General features: G+C 46.5%; 17 protein-coding genes and 1 pseudogene. 10 read left to right on the forward strand and 8 right to left on the reverse strand.

Annotated features, from left to right (window positions below; all coding sequences use genetic code 11):
• Positions 1-10 precede the first annotated feature (10 nt).
• The 5 genes from grdC to trxB all read right to left on the reverse strand — a co-directional run bounded on the left by grdC (position 11) and on the right by trxB (position 4,263).
• Positions 11-1,552: a glycine/sarcosine/betaine reductase complex component C subunit beta gene (gene grdC / locus ACVA58_RS10830; protein ID WP_446510458.1), complete on the reverse strand. Its 1,542-nt coding sequence runs from the start codon at positions 1,550-1,552 to the stop codon at positions 11-13.
• Between the two features lie 76 nt (positions 1,553-1,628).
• A complete protein-coding gene (gene grdA, locus ACVA58_RS10835) occupies positions 1,629-2,093 on the reverse strand; it encodes a glycine/sarcosine/betaine reductase complex selenoprotein A (protein ID WP_446510459.1) in 465 nt (154 codons plus the stop codon).
• Between the two features lie 14 nt (positions 2,094-2,107).
• Positions 2,108-2,575, reverse strand: coding sequence for a glycine/sarcosine/betaine reductase complex selenoprotein A (gene grdA / locus ACVA58_RS10840; RefSeq protein ID WP_428648860.1), 468 nt, complete (start codon positions 2,573-2,575; stop codon positions 2,108-2,110).
• Positions 2,576-2,714: 139 nt separating this feature from the next.
• Positions 2,715-3,041 (reverse strand): thioredoxin TrxA, encoded by a 327-nt coding sequence (trxA, locus tag ACVA58_RS10845; protein ID WP_446510460.1) that lies wholly within the window; start codon positions 3,039-3,041, stop codon positions 2,715-2,717.
• Between the two features lie 10 nt (positions 3,042-3,051).
• Positions 3,052-4,263, reverse strand: coding sequence for a thioredoxin-disulfide reductase (gene trxB / locus ACVA58_RS10850; RefSeq protein WP_446510461.1), 1,212 nt, complete (start codon positions 4,261-4,263; stop codon positions 3,052-3,054).
• 899 nt (positions 4,264-5,162) lie between these two features.
• On the opposite strand from trxB, the gene ACVA58_RS10855 reads away from it, so the two are divergent.
• The 4 genes and pseudogenes from ACVA58_RS10855 to ACVA58_RS10870 all read left to right on the forward strand — a co-directional run bounded on the left by ACVA58_RS10855 (position 5,163) and on the right by ACVA58_RS10870 (position 9,566).
• Positions 5,163-6,560 carry an aminopeptidase gene (locus ACVA58_RS10855; protein ID WP_446510462.1) on the forward strand — a complete coding sequence of 466 codons (1,398 nt, stop codon included), beginning with the start codon at positions 5,163-5,165 and terminating at the stop codon, positions 6,558-6,560.
• Between the two features lie 27 nt (positions 6,561-6,587).
• Entirely contained in the window at positions 6,588-8,075 is a 1,488-nt protein-coding gene (locus tag ACVA58_RS10860; RefSeq protein ID WP_446510463.1) for an oligopeptide:H+ symporter, read from the forward strand.
• Positions 8,076-8,241: 166 nt separating this feature from the next.
• Positions 8,242-8,763: pseudogene (locus ACVA58_RS10865) on the forward strand (PfkB family carbohydrate kinase).
• Between the two features lie 29 nt (positions 8,764-8,792).
• Entirely contained in the window at positions 8,793-9,566 is a 774-nt protein-coding gene (locus tag ACVA58_RS10870) for a DeoR/GlpR family DNA-binding transcription regulator (RefSeq protein WP_446510464.1), read from the forward strand.
• A gap of 108 nt (positions 9,567-9,674) precedes the next feature.
• Here the strand turns inward: ACVA58_RS10870 and ACVA58_RS10875 are convergent, their stop codons facing one another.
• Entirely contained in the window at positions 9,675-10,040 is a 366-nt protein-coding gene (locus ACVA58_RS10875; protein WP_446510465.1) for a YybH family protein, read from the reverse strand.
• 124 nt (positions 10,041-10,164) lie between these two features.
• Between ACVA58_RS10875 and ACVA58_RS10880 the strand changes: the two genes are divergently transcribed.
• A complete protein-coding gene (locus ACVA58_RS10880) occupies positions 10,165-11,064 on the forward strand; it encodes a LysR family transcriptional regulator (protein ID WP_446510466.1) in 900 nt (299 codons plus the stop codon).
• A gap of 25 nt (positions 11,065-11,089) precedes the next feature.
• On the opposite strand, the gene ACVA58_RS10885 is transcribed toward ACVA58_RS10880, so the two are convergent.
• The gene (locus tag ACVA58_RS10885) at positions 11,090-11,455 is read right to left on the reverse strand and encodes a DsrE/DsrF/TusD sulfur relay family protein (protein ID WP_446510467.1); all 366 of its coding nucleotides are present in this window, start codon (positions 11,453-11,455) and stop codon (positions 11,090-11,092) included.
• A gap of 137 nt (positions 11,456-11,592) precedes the next feature.
• Between ACVA58_RS10885 and ACVA58_RS10890 the strand changes: the two genes are divergently transcribed.
• On the forward strand, positions 11,593-12,426 hold the full coding sequence (locus ACVA58_RS10890; RefSeq protein ID WP_446510468.1) for a TOBE domain-containing protein: 834 nt from the start codon (positions 11,593-11,595) through the stop codon (positions 12,424-12,426).
• Positions 12,427-12,453: 27 nt separating this feature from the next.
• On the opposite strand, the gene ACVA58_RS10895 is transcribed toward ACVA58_RS10890, so the two are convergent.
• On the reverse strand, positions 12,454-12,699 hold the full coding sequence (locus tag ACVA58_RS10895) for a hypothetical protein (RefSeq protein WP_446510469.1): 246 nt from the start codon (positions 12,697-12,699) through the stop codon (positions 12,454-12,456).
• Positions 12,700-13,079: 380 nt separating this feature from the next.
• Between ACVA58_RS10895 and rbsD the strand changes: the two genes are divergently transcribed.
• The 4 genes from rbsD to rbsB all read left to right on the forward strand — a co-directional run bounded on the left by rbsD (position 13,080) and on the right by rbsB (position 16,967).
• Positions 13,080-13,499, forward strand: a complete 420-nt coding sequence (rbsD, locus tag ACVA58_RS10900) for a D-ribose pyranase (RefSeq protein WP_446510470.1) — start codon at positions 13,080-13,082, stop codon at positions 13,497-13,499.
• Between the two features lie 42 nt (positions 13,500-13,541).
• Positions 13,542-15,047, forward strand: a complete 1,506-nt coding sequence (gene rbsA / locus ACVA58_RS10905; RefSeq protein ID WP_446510471.1) for a ribose ABC transporter ATP-binding protein RbsA — start codon at positions 13,542-13,544, stop codon at positions 15,045-15,047.
• On the forward strand, positions 15,044-16,027 hold the full coding sequence (gene rbsC / locus ACVA58_RS10910) for a ribose ABC transporter permease (protein ID WP_446510472.1): 984 nt from the start codon (positions 15,044-15,046) through the stop codon (positions 16,025-16,027). The genes rbsA and rbsC overlap by 4 nt, the downstream gene beginning before the upstream one ends.
• 61 nt (positions 16,028-16,088) lie before the next feature.
• Positions 16,089-16,967, forward strand: a complete 879-nt coding sequence (rbsB, locus tag ACVA58_RS10915; protein WP_446510473.1) for a ribose ABC transporter substrate-binding protein RbsB — start codon at positions 16,089-16,091, stop codon at positions 16,965-16,967.
• The last annotated feature ends 133 nt before the right edge of the window (positions 16,968-17,100 follow it).

The following is a 17,100-nucleotide window of genomic DNA, read 5'->3' on the forward strand; positions in this document are numbered from 1 at the left end:
CAGCCTCCGGTTACTGCTTGCCCTGTTGAGGGGTCAGTAAGTTCTCAGCCACATCACGCATCGCCTGCGCAACGACTTGTTTAACCTGCTTTTCGTCAAAGGCTTCTGCCTGCTTGCCGCTGTTCTTCTGTACCACAAAGCTGAGGCCATCAAACAGGTTGGTCATACGACCTAGGAACAAGCTACCTTTACCGACCATCATGAAATTGTTGATTTCACCGTTGACGATCATTTCACGGCCAAAGCCAAGGAATGGTACCCCAGATGGGATGTGGCCTTGGGTTGGCGCAAAACCTGTCATGCCATGCTGCTGGACAAAAGCAGGGAGTTGAGTGCGCTCCATCTGGCCTTCTTTGACCGCTAATGCCGCAATCATCTTGTAGTTTGATTCAGGCACATTACCGGCACCGGCAGGCTTGGTGATTTCTGGGTTTTGCATTTCGACCGAATATTTATCGATGTCGGTCATTTTCATGCCTGCGGCTTTGAGCGGGCTAGCAATCAGGGCGGTCATTACAGCCTGAGGCGATGACCCCGTACCGATCTGGTGGCGACCGATAATGTCAGTATTGATTTCAGGGCTGACACCGTCGTTTTCAGTCACCATGCAGGCAAATCCTGCCAAGCAATCTTCCAATACCGGCATGTTTTGCTTCACATGGTCACGACCGTTCATGCCCAGCTTGGCAACCGCACCGCCAGCGACGACCATCACGTTCTTGAACACGCCTGATTTAACCAGTGCTGCAGCCAAGGTCAGGGCATGGGCTGGTGCGGCACAGAAACCACGGACATCAGAGCCCGTTGCACGATTACAACCGACAACTTCACCGATCGCTTTCGCGAAGTTACCGCCACCGCGCTGGTTAATATCACCACAGGCTTCTTCTGAACACTCGATAATGTAATCAACGTTATCAAGCTCAATGCCCTGCTGCTTGAGGTGCATTGCCGCCATCACACCCGATGCCTTGGTACATAGGTTTTCCAGCATAATATGGGCAGATAAGTTTTCGTCTTCGTCGTGAGCGGCTTTCACACAACCGACCAACTCACCATTCATCATCAGCACTTCGGCCTGATGATGCTCAACCAACGCCAAGATCTCATCTTTGCTGATCACCAGGTGGCCAGCCAGTAAATCCACCTCTCCGTATAGCGGGTGTTGACCAACACTGGACTGGTAGGCATCAATGAATTCTTGGGTTAGGTGGACCAAGTTGAACACATCGACGTGGTTCAACATGGCATAAAATTGTGGCTGGCTATAGATTTCACCAAACTTGCCTTGCTCAGAGGTATGTTCCTTATTCTCAAACCAAGGAAGGGGAATGTCGGCCAACTGCTCTGGGGTCAAGTTTCCGATGTAGCACTGGTTCGCGGGGTAAGATACCACTTCTTCAAATGGGCGAAGGTGGTCTTTCAACTGCTGCAAGTAGGCATCTGATGGGTCTTTTGCCCTAGTCTGAACTTGCACCGAACCGTGTTGGATCAATACATCTGGGGTATGGGCGAGCATATAGCTCACGCCTTTGATTACTGCGTATCCCATTGTTACTCCTGCATCCGAGCCGGATAATAGGTTCGGGCCCGTTTATAAACAGGCCCGAACCAGCATTGAGATATACTTATGCTAATGCAGTTTCGCTGCGGTATTGTTGCATTTCCGCTTTGATAGCATCGACATCAAGTACCATTTCCATCATTCCAACTTGTTCTTCATAAACAACCGGATCGACAGCATTTTTAACTTCGTCTTCAACCACGTGATAACAAGAAAGTCCTAACTGGACTCCCGCCAATGGTCCTGCAAAAGTCGGATCGCCGGTGGTGACGGTTTCACATGCGAGGCCAGAAGCTTCTGCTTCTGCGCCGCCAAGAATCACAACGAGATTCTCTGCGCCTTTTTCCTCTGCAAGGTTTTTAATCCGCTTTTGGTTCTCAAGATCCATTGCGCCAGCGCTTGTTCAGACGAAACATTCTGTAGTAGAGAAAGCAACGTGAGCACCTGTGGTTTTCATGCAAGCTTCGATTGCCTGCCCAGGTACGCCATCGCGGTCTCCAAGAATGATCACTGTTTTATTAGCGAACACAATCTTTCTCCCGATTAAACATACATTCCAAATTGCTCACGATACTCTTTGACCTCTGCCACGATGGCATCGACATCAAGTACCATTTCCATCATGCTGACCTGCTCGTCATAGATAGCAGCGTCGACATTGTCTTTTATTTCCGGCTCAACCACATGATAACAAGAGAGTCCCAACTGGACTCCGGCTAATGGTCCGGCAAAAGTAGGATCGCCGTTTGTTACGGTTTCACATGCGAGGCCAGAAGCTTCCGCTTCTGCACCGCCAAGGACGACAACCAGATTTTCTGGGCCGAACTCGTCAGCAAAACCTTTGATCCGCTTTTGGTTTTCCAGATCCATAGCACCTGCGCTGGTTCAGACGAAACACTCAGTTGTAGAGAAAAGAACATGCGCACCAGCTGATTTGATACAAGCTTCAATAGCTTGTCCTGGTACACCGTCTCTGTCTCCCAAGATAATCACTTTCTTATCTTTGAGCATTGTTCACTCCAAGGGTACGGATTACATAGTTTTTGATTACATAGCTCTGAATTACAAAGCTTTTACTGTGTGGTGACTGCTCACCGGTTTATTTGTGCCAACGGGCTGATCACCCATTCAATACAAATTCGTTGCTATCTTAGGCCGTTTCGGCCACAAAGCTTTCGATCATGCTTTCAACATATTCGATTTCTAATTCTTCACCAGATAGGTGCTCAGCTTTCTCCCCGTTACGGTAGAAAACAAAAGACGGAAGGCCCATCACTTTCTGCGCCATCGCCAAGCGACGGTTGCCCTGAATATTTAGCTTGCAGAATTTGATTTCATTGCCGTATTTCTCAGCAAGTTCCATAACTTCTGGCATCAGTTCGATGCAGCGGCCACAGTTTTCGCTCCAGAAATCCACCAATACGATGCCATCAGTTTTGACTTCAGCATCAAAGTTTTCTTTGGTTAGTTCTATCATTGCGTTTCCCTTAATACAGAGTTTCTAACTCAGTAATATCCTTAACATCTACTCGCTTGGCTTCCTGCCCAGCGTCAAATCGGATCACAACAGGCACTTCAGATACCGAAAATCGACTCGCAATATTCTGGCTCTTATAGGTATCGATAGTCACAACACGCTGATCGGGGTTATCTTGGCAATTTAATTCAAGCTGGTTAATCACATCTAAGCTTTCTTTACTTAGCGGATTCCAAAATGCCACCATCGCCGTACCACCGAATTCAGAGACTGATTTACGCCAGTTTTCTTCTTCTTCGATATAGCGGTCAGCAGCCACGGCTGCTACAGCACCATCACCTGCTGCGGTAACCACCTGACGAAGGAATTTGTCAGTGACATCACCAACCGCAAAAATACCCGGCACGTTTGTTTCTTGTTTTTCATTTGTCATGACATAACCTTGCGGGGTTAACGCCACTTGCTCTTTAATGAAATCCGTTTTTGGCACGGTACCGACAAACATGAAGACACCGTCTGTTGCAATTTCAGTAATCTCACCTGTTTTAAGGCTTTTTAACTTAACGCCACTAACCAACTCATCACCGGTAATTTCTTCCACCACAGAGTTCCAGACAAACTCAATTTTATCGTTGGCGAAAGCCTGCTCCTGTGCCGTACGATCCGCATCAAGGATGCCTTGATCATGCAGTACAATCATGGTGACTTTGTTGACAAACTTAGTGAGGAAAACGGACTCTTCAACCGCAGTATTTCCCGAGCCAACCACTACTACATCTAGCTCTTCATAAAAGTCAGCATCGCATGTGGCGCAGTAAGAGACCCCTTTACCGCGGAACTCAGACTCACCGTTAATGCCGAGGATGCGAGGTGTCGCCCCCGTTGCGACAATAATGCTTTTGGTCTGGTACGTTTCGCCTTTATTTGTGGTCAGGGTTTTAATAAAGCCGTCTTCAGCAATAGAAATATTGGTAACCAAACCACGAACAAAATCCACACCAAATTTATTACAGTGCTCACGGAACATATCCATCAACTGCGGGCCAGTAGCCTCCAGAATACCGGGATAGTTTTCCATTTCGTTTGTTGTTGCTGCCTGACCACCCGTATTCCTTTTATCTTCAATGATCAGGGTTTTCATTTTACCGCGCGCGGCATAGACACCAGCAGACATTCCACCAGCCCCGCCACCGATAATAATGACATCGTAAAGTTCTGACATATTATTCACCGATTACTATTTCACACCACACTCTTATATAAATAGATAGAAAGAGTGCATATAGAACAAATCAGTTTGTGCAGACCAACTTTGCATGAGAACCAAATATCAAGATCCAATACCTTGAACCACCAAATGGACTGCTGTATCTCTCTAGGGTAGATTTTTATCTTATACTTCAAGTCTTACCCAGTATTAGCTTCTTGTTCGTAAAACTTACGGTTGATTATAATTAGTAATGTCATATTTTTTGTGAGCAAAGCCCAATTCCAGTATAAAACTCTGCATCACGTACTATTATGATACCCAAGTCATATTAATGCTTATAAAAACCGCTCTTACGTGAATGAACCGTTACCAGCATGATAGTAAAAATGTTCCAATAGTGAATATTGACGTATTTATTCTACTTATAGTGAATTTATACTCGATAAGGAAACAAGTGTGATCATGATTCAACAATATTTTATAAATGCAGTACTTTAGGTCAGATCAAATAAAGGATTAGAAAAACTAATCATTTAACTCAATAAAAGTATTGTGCTTTTATTGACGCGATAATAGTTATTCCACTGTAAATACAAGCTACCATTTTCTGCAGGTTATCTATCCGAAATACCCCCCTTTCACTTTCTGTTATTTTTAATTTTCATGATGAAACTTTCGCGAGCAATAGGCATTCAAATGCAACAGACCTCTTTATTTTCGGTACAGACAAGCATTTCTCCGCAAACAACACAAAAACACGAATTGCGGAATAATTAATTACAAACCAGTCAATAAATCAGCACTAAAATCTAATAATTTTGTCTTTGTAAGCAGATCAAACTCACATTAAATCACAAATCCAGAATGATAATCTTCGCATCGAGCACTCATCCCCCTTATGGAGATAAGCAATGGAAACGCTGCAATATACAAATGGTTGGTTAAATCTCGACAACACTCAAATTAATGACATCAATCATTTCTGCGAAGATTACAAACACTTCCTCAATAAAGGTAAAACAGAGCGGCAGTGCGTCAATGTCGCTATCGAACAAGCCAAGCAACATGGTTTTCACCCAATAGGAGAATATGAGCAATTACAACCCGGCGATAAAGTCTACTTCATTAATCGAAATAAAAACGTTGTACTGGCTATTATTGGTCACCAATCCATTCAAGATGGAATCCGTTTTGTTGTTTCGCACATCGACTCTCCACGACTGGATTTAAAACCAAATCCAATGCATGAGAAAAATGAGCTGGCACTGATGCGTACCCATTACTACGGTGGCATAAAGAAGTATCAATGGGCATCACGGCCCCTCGCCCTCCACGGTATTGTGGTGACCAAGTCAGGCCGTAGTGTTGATATTGTGATTGGTGAAGAAGAGTCAGATCCTGTATTCACCATTCCCGATCTACTTCCGCACCTCGATCGCAAAGTCCAGCGCGAGCGCAAAGCTGACGAAGTCCTAAAAGGTGAAGAGCTTCAGATCATTGTCGGCTCAGTACCTATGGCCTTTGATGATGAGAAAGTCAAAGACAAGGTGAAGCACCACATTCTTACCAAGCTATTTGAAAAATATGAGATCAGCGAAACAGATTTCATTTCTGCAGAGCTCATGCTTGTACCAGCAGGCAATGCCCGCGATGTGGGTATTGACCAAGGACTGATCGGCGCTTACGGCCAAGATGATCGTATTTGTGCCTATACCTCGTTGGAAGCTATTTTTGATATCCCTACCCCAGAGCAAACAGCTGTGTGCTTCTTGGTAGATAAAGAAGAAATTGGCTCATCCGGTGCAACGGGATTGGAGTCTCGTTACTTGGAGTTCTTTGTCGGCGAGTTACTGCTCCGCCAAGCTGGCAACAACTATAACGACCAATTACTGCGCCGCTGTTTATGGCGTTCCTACGCGCTATCTTCTGATGTAAATGCTGGGCTTAATCCACTGTTTGAATCAGTACATGACGCTCAAAATGCCTCCAAGTTGGGGTACGGTTTGGTATTGACCAAATACACAGGCCATGGCGGTAAAGTCGCATCCAATGACGCCGATGCCGAATATGTTGCAGCATTGCGCCGTATTTTCGATGAACATGAAATCACCTGGCAAACCGGCCTATTGGGTAAAGTCGATGAAGGGGGCGGCGGTACTGTGGCTAAATACCTCGCGCACTATGGCATCAACACCATTGATGCGGGAGCTGCGTTGCTCTCCATGCACTCTCCGTTTGAGTTGTCTTCGAAATTTGATGTCTATGAGCTCTACCGAGCCTACAAGACTTTCTTCACCAAAGGCCTATAAAACGCATAGCTAAACGGAACTCCGCACATGAAGAAGAATCATTCTAAACACCCGTTAACCTTCTATATATTATGCTCCTGTCAGTTTTGGTGGGCGTTGTCTTTCTATAGCCTATGGGCCATTTTGCCTGTGTTCTTGGGGGAAGAGCTGGGGATTGATCAGAAAGCCTCATTCGCCACCTTCGGTGCATTCGCCGCTCTCGGCGCAGCGATGTTGTTTGTCGGTGGTTGGCTAGCCGATAAAATTCTTGGCGCGAAGCGAACCTTGGTCTGGGGCTTCTTCTTCCAAGGCCTCGGTTATTTTATTATTGCTTACTCGGCGATCACTGCCCAACCGCATTTCGTGTTTGTCGGTTTAGGTACGGTGGCAGTCGGCCGTGGTATCGGTAGTGTTGCACCACCGACGATCATTGCCTCTGCCTATGACAAAAATGACCCACGCCTTGACGGTGCCTACACCTTATTCTATATGGTCAACAACATCGGTGCCTTTGTCGCTCAGCTTGGCGCGCCGATTATGGCTTACAGCATAGGCTGGACATCGGCGTTTATCTTGTCGGGTGTCGGTATGGCTGTGAATGTGATCACTTACTTGTTGCTTCACAAGAAAATCAAACAGGCAACCGAAGCCGACAAGCGAGCAATTCCGTTCAAGACGAACTCTTTATTCCTATCAGGTGCGTTGATCGCCGTTGCAACCGCCAGCTACCTACTAACCAACCTGCCATTGGCACAGTTTATGTTAGCGCTTGCTGCACTGGTCATTTTGTTCTTAATCACTAAGGAAATGAAAAAAGAGCAGCCAACCAGTCGCAAACGAATGATCGTAGGCTTGGTATTAATGGGGCAAGCCTTGGCGTTCTTTGTGTTGTACAACCAGATGCCAACCTCGCTGAACTTCTTTGCCATCAATAATGTGGAAGCGGAGATCTTTGGTATTGCCATCAACCCGGTTTCCTATCAGTCATTCAACCCGTTATGGATTATTTTCCTCAGCCCTGTTTTGGCTCATATCTACACAACACTGGGCGAGAAAGGCAAAGACTTGTCTATGCCGGGTAAGTTTGCACTGGGGATGCTGATCTGTGCGGCAGCTTTTGGTTTGGCAGGCTTCTCACAGTACTTCGGAGATGAAAAAGGCATGCTCAATCCATTCTGGATTGCCGCCCCTCACTTCCTATTCGCGATTGGTGAACTGTTGATTTCAGCCCTTGGTCTATCCGCCATTGCCAAATTGTTCCCGAGCCGTATCCGTGGCTTTATCTATGGCGCGTGGAATATGACCTTAGCACTGGCCTCCGTCGCTGGCGCTTGGGTGGCCGGGTTGTCGTCGACGGGTGAAGTAGAAATGACGCCGGTCGAGAGCTTGGCGTCTTACGGAAACTACTTCTACGCCTTGGCTATCGCCTCTACGGTTGTTGGCTTGGTTTGTGTTTACCTTGCCCCCCGTCTCAACAAACTTATCGAGACGGATGTTACGGAAGAAACAACAACGAAAGACACACAGACCGCGTAGCGTAATACACGTAACGGTTACCACCAAAGACAATTCAGTATGACTCAATAACGAAAAAGCGAGGGATAGCCCCTCGCTTTATTTTTTCTAGCCCAATCAACAACTGATCATAAGCCCATGCAGGAACTTCTGTGCTTTGGCGGTTAAATTTCCTTTATCATTAATCATGGTTGTATTTATCTCCCGTCAAAAAAGGCCAGCTGTAAGATGGGTAGAAGGGGCAAAATACGCCCTTGAGCAAGCCAAGAAACATGATATTCCTTCGGTATTGGACGCAGGTATCACACCGGATACGATAGATGATCTGTTCAAGCTAGCCGACCATGTGGCATTCTCTGAACCGGGCCTAGAAAAGTTCACTGGAAGTAGTGACCCAATAGATGGGCTCAAAATCGCTCAGAAACAGACAAAAGGCAAAGTTTATGTGACAGTCGGCTCAAAAGGCTGTAGCTGATTCGAAAACGAAGAACTCTGCCACCAGCCTGATATTAAAGTCGACGTGGTTGATACCATGGGGGCTGGTGATGTCTTTCACGGTGCATTGACCGTAGCCGTTGCTGAGGCCATACCAGTACGTGAATCGGTGATTTTCTCTAACACGGTCACCGCAATAAAATGCACCAAACGTGTTGGTCGTGAAGGCATCCCGACAAGATCGGAAGTGGATAGCCAACTACATAATAAATAGCGGTAAATATAAGCGGTAAAGGATTTAACGTGACGAATCCAAGACAAGATAAACTGATAAAACTCGTAATAGACAAGGGCTATTACACCGTAGAAGAGCTGGCTGAGAAGCTTGACGTATCGACACAGACTATTCGCCGAGATATCAAAAAGCTCAGCGAAGACCGGTTAGTGATCCGTCACCATGGCGGGGCAAGCTCTCCAGCCAGTAAAACTAATCTAGACTACGAAATCCGTAAGGTTTCAGCGACAGAGCAAAAGCATGCTATCGGCAAGGCTATTGCTGAGCTGATCCCAGATGGCTCAACGGTATTCATTACTATCGGTACTACGGCCGAAGTGATAGCTAGTCATCTTGCGGATAAGAATAACCTTCAAGTGATCACCAATAGCTTACGGGTTGCTAACGTATTGCATAGCAATAAAAGCATTGACGTGCTAATACCTAGCGGCAAGATCAAAGCATTTAACGGTGGTATCGTCGGTACAGAAGCGCTGGATTTCATCTCGCACTTCCGCTTCGACTACCTGATCACCAGTGCTGCATCAATGGATGTGGACGGTACATTATTGGAATACGATTTAAACGAAACCGTAATCACCCAAACAGTGATGAAGTCAGCGCGTCATGTCATCATCGCACTGGACTCGTCTAAATTTATTCCGAAAGGGTCGATTGAGCTTGGTCATATTAAAGAAGCAGCCTACCTCTTTACCGATCAGCCGCTAAACACCAATCTTGAGGGTGTAGCAAAACAAGGGAGTACAGATATAAAAATCTGTGAGCCTATGGTCGCACACTGAGATAGCACGACCACACTAGGGGAATGGGGAGTAGCCTAACTCTGTTCCCTTTCGCTCCCAACTCATCAAAATCATCACCAATAAGTAGAAGCTAGAAGCTTTACTAACTTACCGCTCGCCCTGTACTTCGAAGTAATCACTCACCAAACGAGCATTGCCATCGTCTTGCACTACCCAATGTTCACGATGTACAACACCAAATGCCTTATTCATGGTCCATGAAGACGACAAGATAAAGCCGCTTTCACCTTCTGCTTCCCATTGAACATCACTGTATTCAACCTCGGCAAAACCCTGATCGATAATGTTCTGCCAAAACCCCTGAATAGCTTCGCGTCCTTCAAAAACACCAAACGGTTTGGCTTCCATCACACAATCTTCAGTGTATTGCGCCGCACACCCTGCAGCGTCTTGCTGGTTGAATGCCTGCTGCCATGCCGCAATACCTGCCTTACAACGCGCTAATGTGTCCATTTCAATTCCTTATTTCATTACTAAATCAAGTTGCCCTAAGTGTAGGCACTCAATTAATATAGAAAAACAAGCGTATAAGAAATGACTGTTCTGTTTTTACGGACAATAAGAGAGAAAAAGTAAAGTGAACCGCCTACGCCAAATGTCCTTGTTTGCCCATATTGTCGAATCCGGCTCAATCACTACCGCCGCCGAGAATCTTGGGTTGTCAAAATCTGTCGTCAGCCAGCACCTTAAACTTCTGGAACAGGAGCTAGGGATCAGTCTACTTAAGCGTACAACCCGGCGGCAAACACTGACTCAGGCTGGCCAAGCCTTTTACACTGAGTGCAAAAAGCTCAATGACTTGGCAGACTTTGCCTGGCAGCAAGCCTTAGACAGCCAGCAAGAACCACAGGGCAAGATTGTCATCACCTCATCAGATGCCCTGATGGCGACCTTAGTGGCCCCAGCTATAAGCAGTTTATTGAAAACCTATCCCAAACTAAGGCCAGAACTGATCAGTAGCGATCAACCATTAAACCTTATGGAAAACCATATCGATCTTGCCATTCGTGTAGGCTCATCATCGGAAAACACATTAATGCAAAGGCGGATTGGAGAATTTAGGGATGTACTTTGTGGTACTCAGGGCGTGATAGAAAATGATGGTGATATGGCAGGTTACATTGCCAATCAATGGCAGCCCGTATCTATCCATCATCAATTTACCACCATGCCTGCTCTACAGAGTGACACAGAGATGGTAAGTGAAAAGCACGACTTCACTGCGAATATCACCTGCCGAGCCGATTCATTTCATACTTGTTTGAGCTTGATTGAATCCGGTGCGGGAATTGGCCTCATCCCCGACTACATTTTTCATCAAAAACCGCACCTCTCGGTTTTATTTCCAAACCACCAGCTTGGTCAAAACCCGGTGTATGCCCTTCACCCCTACCCTAAGCAGCCTCCAATTAATGTTACTACCTGTATTGCTGCTATCGAAAAACAGTTATCCGGCCTGAAAGCCAAACCGGATTGATCAATTACATTGCGAAATGAGTACCTCAGAAGGTCACGACCTTATCGGCCTGTAATGTCCATAGCGCTAGCTCATCCAAAGTGCCTATTTCAGCCCCTTCGATAAGCGGCAATGACGAAAGACCACGGGCATTGCAGCATGTTTTGCACAATTTCACTTCAGCACCTTGAGCCAGTAAAATCTCAAGCATTTGCTGGACATTGTACCCTTCTCCCGGCGTTTGGGCTGGCAGTGCACAACTAACAGCATCAGACATCAAAAAGATCTTAATTTCAGTGTCGGCCTCACTTTGCTCGCCGAGATTAATGGCTAACCGTAAGCCATTAAATGAACGCTCTGAACCATAAGGGGCATCGTTAAGAATAAATAGTAAGGTTTGCTTTGGTTTCATCGTTTCGTATCTCTTAATCTATTGATTATTTTTGTTTTATAAATCAATCACTACTTAAAGTCGGGTATACTCTACGACAAAGCATTAATGCGGTTTATGATCTGGCACACATTGGCTAAAAGGCATTGGATAACACTATGGATTTCGACGCAATTCTCACCTTGTCACAACAAGGCAAAATGTTCGCTAATCCCCGTCGTATTGCCCTATTAAAAGCAATTGCTTCAACAGGGTCGATTAGCCAAGGTGCCAAGCAAGCTGGGATCAGCTATAAGGCGGCTTATGATGCTGTTAAAGAAATGAACAACCAGTCAGAGCACCCTCTCATCGAGTCAGAAAAAGGAGGGAAAGGCGGTGGTGGCGCTTCGCTGACAAATCATGGCCACCGCTTAGTGCAGATGTATGAACTATTAGAGCAAATCCAGTCTATGGGCTTAGAAGCCCTCAATGATGACTCAGTTCCGCTACACAGCTTACTGGGCGTTATGAGTAAACTATCACTACAAACCAGTGCTAGGAATCAACTGTTTGGCACAATTAAACAAATTGAAAACCATGCCCTGCATGATCTGATCACTGTCGTTTTACAAGACGGCATTGAGTTAACCGCCACTATTACACATGGCAGTACGATTCGGTTGAACCTTCACCCGGGTAAAGATGTGGTTGCTCTTATCAAAGGGCCGGCCATTGATATCAAGCTACCTTCATTAATGTCCAAGTCACTACCCTCGCTCTCCTCAGAAGCAGAAAAATCTGATACCACATCTGAACAAAACTGGTTGAAAGGAAGGGTGAAAGCAATTGATGCGGATGACAACTCGGTTGAAGTTACCTTAACGCTGAATCAAGAAGATGAGATTTGTGCCCTAATCGATAAAGGGAGCGAAGATGTTTCACAGCTTTGTATCGGGGATGAAGCCTATGCCGCTTTCCCCAGTGCACAGGTTATCTTGGCAACACTGAGCTGATTTGGCATTAAGAAAAACACGCTATCGCTAATTGAGTTTGAGACAGGAGCTCTGAAAAGGGTTGTAGACTTCCCCTTGCAGCAAACAGTTTTCCAGATAACGGTAATCAAGATACTGAAATGCAAACAACAGAAAGACAGAAATCACCATCCCTATCAGTGAAACCCGCATTAGCCACAATTTCTTGCTCTTCATGGAATACAGCATAACTGCCACCGAAACGGGAGCAATACTGAGAAGAATAGGTTGAAGCTGAAGCACGGTTACCATCACGATAAATCCATTTGGGTGATTAAAAATCTATCCCCAAGGAAGGCAAGTTGCCTGAGGATATAACACTGTAATAATACGCTTTTAATATACCCGATATCAAAGTAAAGTCGCGACCTTTGCAAAACCTTACATAAAAATCACATAACCTCTACATAGATTTCTAGACGACGCACAAAAAACATTCACCCAAAGCATATTTCTTCTGAGCCCAATCACATTTTTCAACCATAATTAGTGCGCATCGAAACGTTTGCTTTTACATTTACAGCCATCGAAACGTTTGCGTAATCGTTTCGATGGTAATTTATGACACGGATGACACAGCCAAGGTTGGCAACGACGTTAGAAGCATCACCACCATCAATAATTAAGGTGCAAGCATGAAAAAGAGCGCACTCATCAATTCTGAGCTGTCTTATTTGGTCGCTACTCTCGGCCATACCGATGAAGTCACAGTGTGTGACGCGGGATTACCGATTCCAGATGAAACCCAACGTATTGACCTTGCCCTTATCCCTGGTGTCCCAACTTTCATTCAAACGGTTAAAGCCTTGTTGGGCGAAATGCAGATTGAAGGTGTGGTGATGGCAGAAGAATTCAAGCAAGTCAGCCCTGAGCATCACGATACGCTGATTGCCCTACTCCGTGAAGAAGAAGCCATGTGTGGAAAAACAATCAGCATCGCTTATGTTCCTCACGAAGCATTCAAAGTGCACACACAAAACAGTAAAGCGGTGATCCGCACGGGCGAATGCACCCCGTATGCCAATGTCATTTTCCAAGCCGGCGTTGTGTTTTAAATGCACCCTGTAGTTACTAAGGCCTAGTTGCAAGGACTCCCTATGACTCAGCCAATTCTAGAACTCAAAGACATCGAAAAGGCATTCCCCGGCGTAAAAGCGTTGGATAAAGCCAGCCTGAATGTCTACCCGGGCAAGGTTATGGCCTTGATGGGTGAAAACGGCGCTGGTAAATCCACACTGATGAAAGCGTTAACGGGCATCTACCATATGGACGCCGGCGAAATTCGCTACCAGGGTGAAACCGTTAACTTCAATGGGCCACGCCATTCGCAGGAAGCAGGCATCAGTATCATTCACCAAGAGTTGAATCTGATCCCTGAATTGACCATTGCCGAAAATATCTATCTTGGCCGCGAAAAAACCAACTCTTTTGGTGGTATCAAGTGGTCACAGATGTACAAGGAAGCAGATGCCCTACTGGCACGCCTAAACGTTAAGCACAGCTCGCGTAGCTTGCTTGGCGAGCTGAGCCTTGGCGAACAACAGATGGTAGAGATAGCCAAAGCGCTGTCGTTCAAATCTCAAGTCATCATCATGGATGAACCGACAGACGCCCTCACCGATACCGAGACAGAGTCCCTCTTCAAAGTGATCAATGAGCTGCGTGAAGAAGGCACTGGCATTGTTTATATCTCCCACCGCCTGAAAGAAATCTTCGAGATCTGTGATGACATCACGGTACTTCGCGATGGTAAATTCATCGGTCAACGAGCTGTGGCAGATATTGATGAAGATATCATGATCGAGATGATGGTGGGACGTCGCCTTGACGAACAATACCCTCGAGTCGATGTGAAGCACGGTACCACTTGCCTTGAGGTGAAAAACTTAAATGGCGCAGGGGTTAAAGATGTCAGCTTTACGTTGGATCGCGGTGAGATATTGGGGGTATCCGGCCTGATGGGTGCTGGCCGTACCGAACTGATGAAAGTCATTTACGGCGCTCTAAAACGTGAATCCGGTGATATTGTGCTTGATGGTAAAGCAATCAACCCATTAAGCCCGCAAGATGGCCTAGCCAATGGTATCGCTTACATTTCTGAAGATCGTAAGGGTGACGGCCTGATCCTCGGCCTATCCGTGAAAGAAAATATGTCGCTTTGTTCACTGGAACAACTGTCAAAAGGTGTCCAGCTTCGACACTACGACGAAGTGACGGCAGTAGAAGATTTCATTCGCCTGTTCAACATCAAGACCCCAAGCCGTAACCAGATCATCGGTAACCTTTCTGGTGGTAATCAGCAGAAGGTCGCCATCGCTAAGGGCCTAATGACCCGGCCTAAAGTTCTGATCCTTGACGAACCGACTCGCGGTGTTGATGTCGGCGCCAAGAAAGAGATCTACCAGCTAATCAACCAATTTAAGTCAGAAGGGATGAGCATCATTCTTGTTTCTTCTGAAATGCCGGAAGTACTCGGCATGAGTGACCGCATTTTGGTCATGCACGAAGGTAAAATCAGTGGCGAATTCATGGCTGAAGATGCCGACCAAGAAAAACTTCTTGCCTGCGCTGTGGGTAAACAAATCAACGAGGTAGCAGCATGAGCAGCAACGCTATGACCAAGCAACAAAACACCGGTAGCGCCAAGCTATTTAGCAAAGAATGGCTTATCGAACAGAAGTCTCTGATTGCACTGGTTTTCCTTATTGTCGTGGTGTCATTCCTGAACCCGAACTTCTTCACTGTCGACAATATCCTTAACATCCTGCGCCAGACCTCGGTAAACGCCATTATTGCAGTGGGTATGACTCTGGTAATCCTGACAGCAGGTATTGACCTGAGTGTCGGCTCCGTCCTTGCCTTGTGTGGCGCTTTTGCCGCTTCCTTGATTAGCATGGAGGTCCCAGTACTGATTGCCGTCCCAACCGCATTACTTGCCGGTGCAGCGCTCGGCGCTATCAGTGGTGTGATTATCGCCAAGGGTAAAGTCCAGGCCTTTATTGCCACCTTGGTTACCATGACGCTGCTGCGTGGTGTGACCATGGTGTACACAGATGGTCGACCTATTTCTACCGGTTTTACTGATGTGGCAGACAGTTTTGCTTGGTTCGGTACGGGTTACGCTATGGGTATCCCTGTCCCTATCTGGTTGATGGTGATTGTATTCGCTGCAGTTTGGTACCTGCTAAACCACACCCGTTTCGGCCGCTACATCTATGCACTGGGTGGTAACGAATCAGCGGCTCGCCTATCTGGTATCAATGTGGATCGCGTCAAGATTGGTGTTTACGCCATCTGTGGTCTGCTTGCTGCACTTGCCGGTCTCATCGTAACCTCACGCCTGTCCTCAGCGCAGCCTACGGCTGGTATGGGCTATGAGCTTGATGCTATCGCTGCTGTTGTCCTTGGCGGTACCAGCCTAGCCGGTGGTAAAGGCCGCATTATGGGTACCTTGATTGGTGCTCTGATCATCGGCTTCTTGAACAACGCCCTTAACCTATTGGATGTCTCCTCCTACTACCAAATGATTGCAAAAGCAGTGGTAATTTTGCTGGCAGTCCTTGTAGATAACAAAAATAAGTAACCTCTGTATGCGGGTAGCCCCCTGCCCGCTTTTACCCGACATATGTAGAAAGGAAAATAGAATGAAAAAGTTAGCAACCCTGATCTCTGCCGCTGTACTGTCAGCTTCATTCAGCTCTACGGCAGCCGCGCAGGACACTATGGCTATGGTCGTATCAACGCTGAACAACCCATTCTTCGTCACCATGAAGGAAGGGGCTGAGGCAAAAGCAAAAGAGCTGGGCTATAACCTGATTGTTCTTGATTCACAAAACGACCCAAGTAAAGAGCTATCCAACGTGGAAGATCTTACCGTTCGTGGTGTGAAGGCAATTCTTATCAACCCAACCGATTCTGACGCAGTTTCTAATGCTATCCGCATGGCAAACCGCTCTAAGATCCCAGTCCTGACACTAGACCGTGGTGCAAGCCGTGGTGAAGTGGTCAGCCACATTGCTTCTGACAACGTTGCTGGTGGTGAGATGGCCGGTAAATACATCATGGAGAAAGTGGGTGAACAAGCTCGCGTTATCCAGCTAGAAGGTATCGCAGGTACCTCTGCAGCCCGTGAACGTGGTAAAGGCTTCATGCAAGCCGTTGATGGCAGCGGTATGGAACTACTAGCAAGCCAGCCAGCTGACTTCGACCGTACTAAAGGTCTGAACGTAATGGAAAACATGCTTGCCGCGAACCCAGATGTTCAAGCGGTATTTGCCCAGAACGATGAAATGGCACTGGGTGCCCTTCGCGCTGTTCAGGCTTCAGGCAAAGAAGTCCTAATCGTCGGCTTCGATGGTACTGAAGACGGTATCGCAGCAGTTAAACGCGGCATGCTCGGTGCAACTATCGCCCAGCAGCCAGATCTGATTGGTTCATTGGGTGTAGAAACTGCCGACAAAATGCTAAAAGGCGAGCAGGTTGAAGCAAACATCCCAGTTCCTCTGAAAGTGATTTCAGAATAAGAGAAGGCATGAGGCTAGTGGCGATTGGTAACAGGTTCAAAGCCAATAGCCGGGCAGGGTATAACGGATCTTCGGGTTATACCCTGCCCCCCACCCCCAGAAAGTGTTCAAAATCTATCGCTTAGCAACATAC

The sequence above is a fragment of the Photobacterium sp. DNB22_13_2 genome (genome assembly GCF_052873915.1).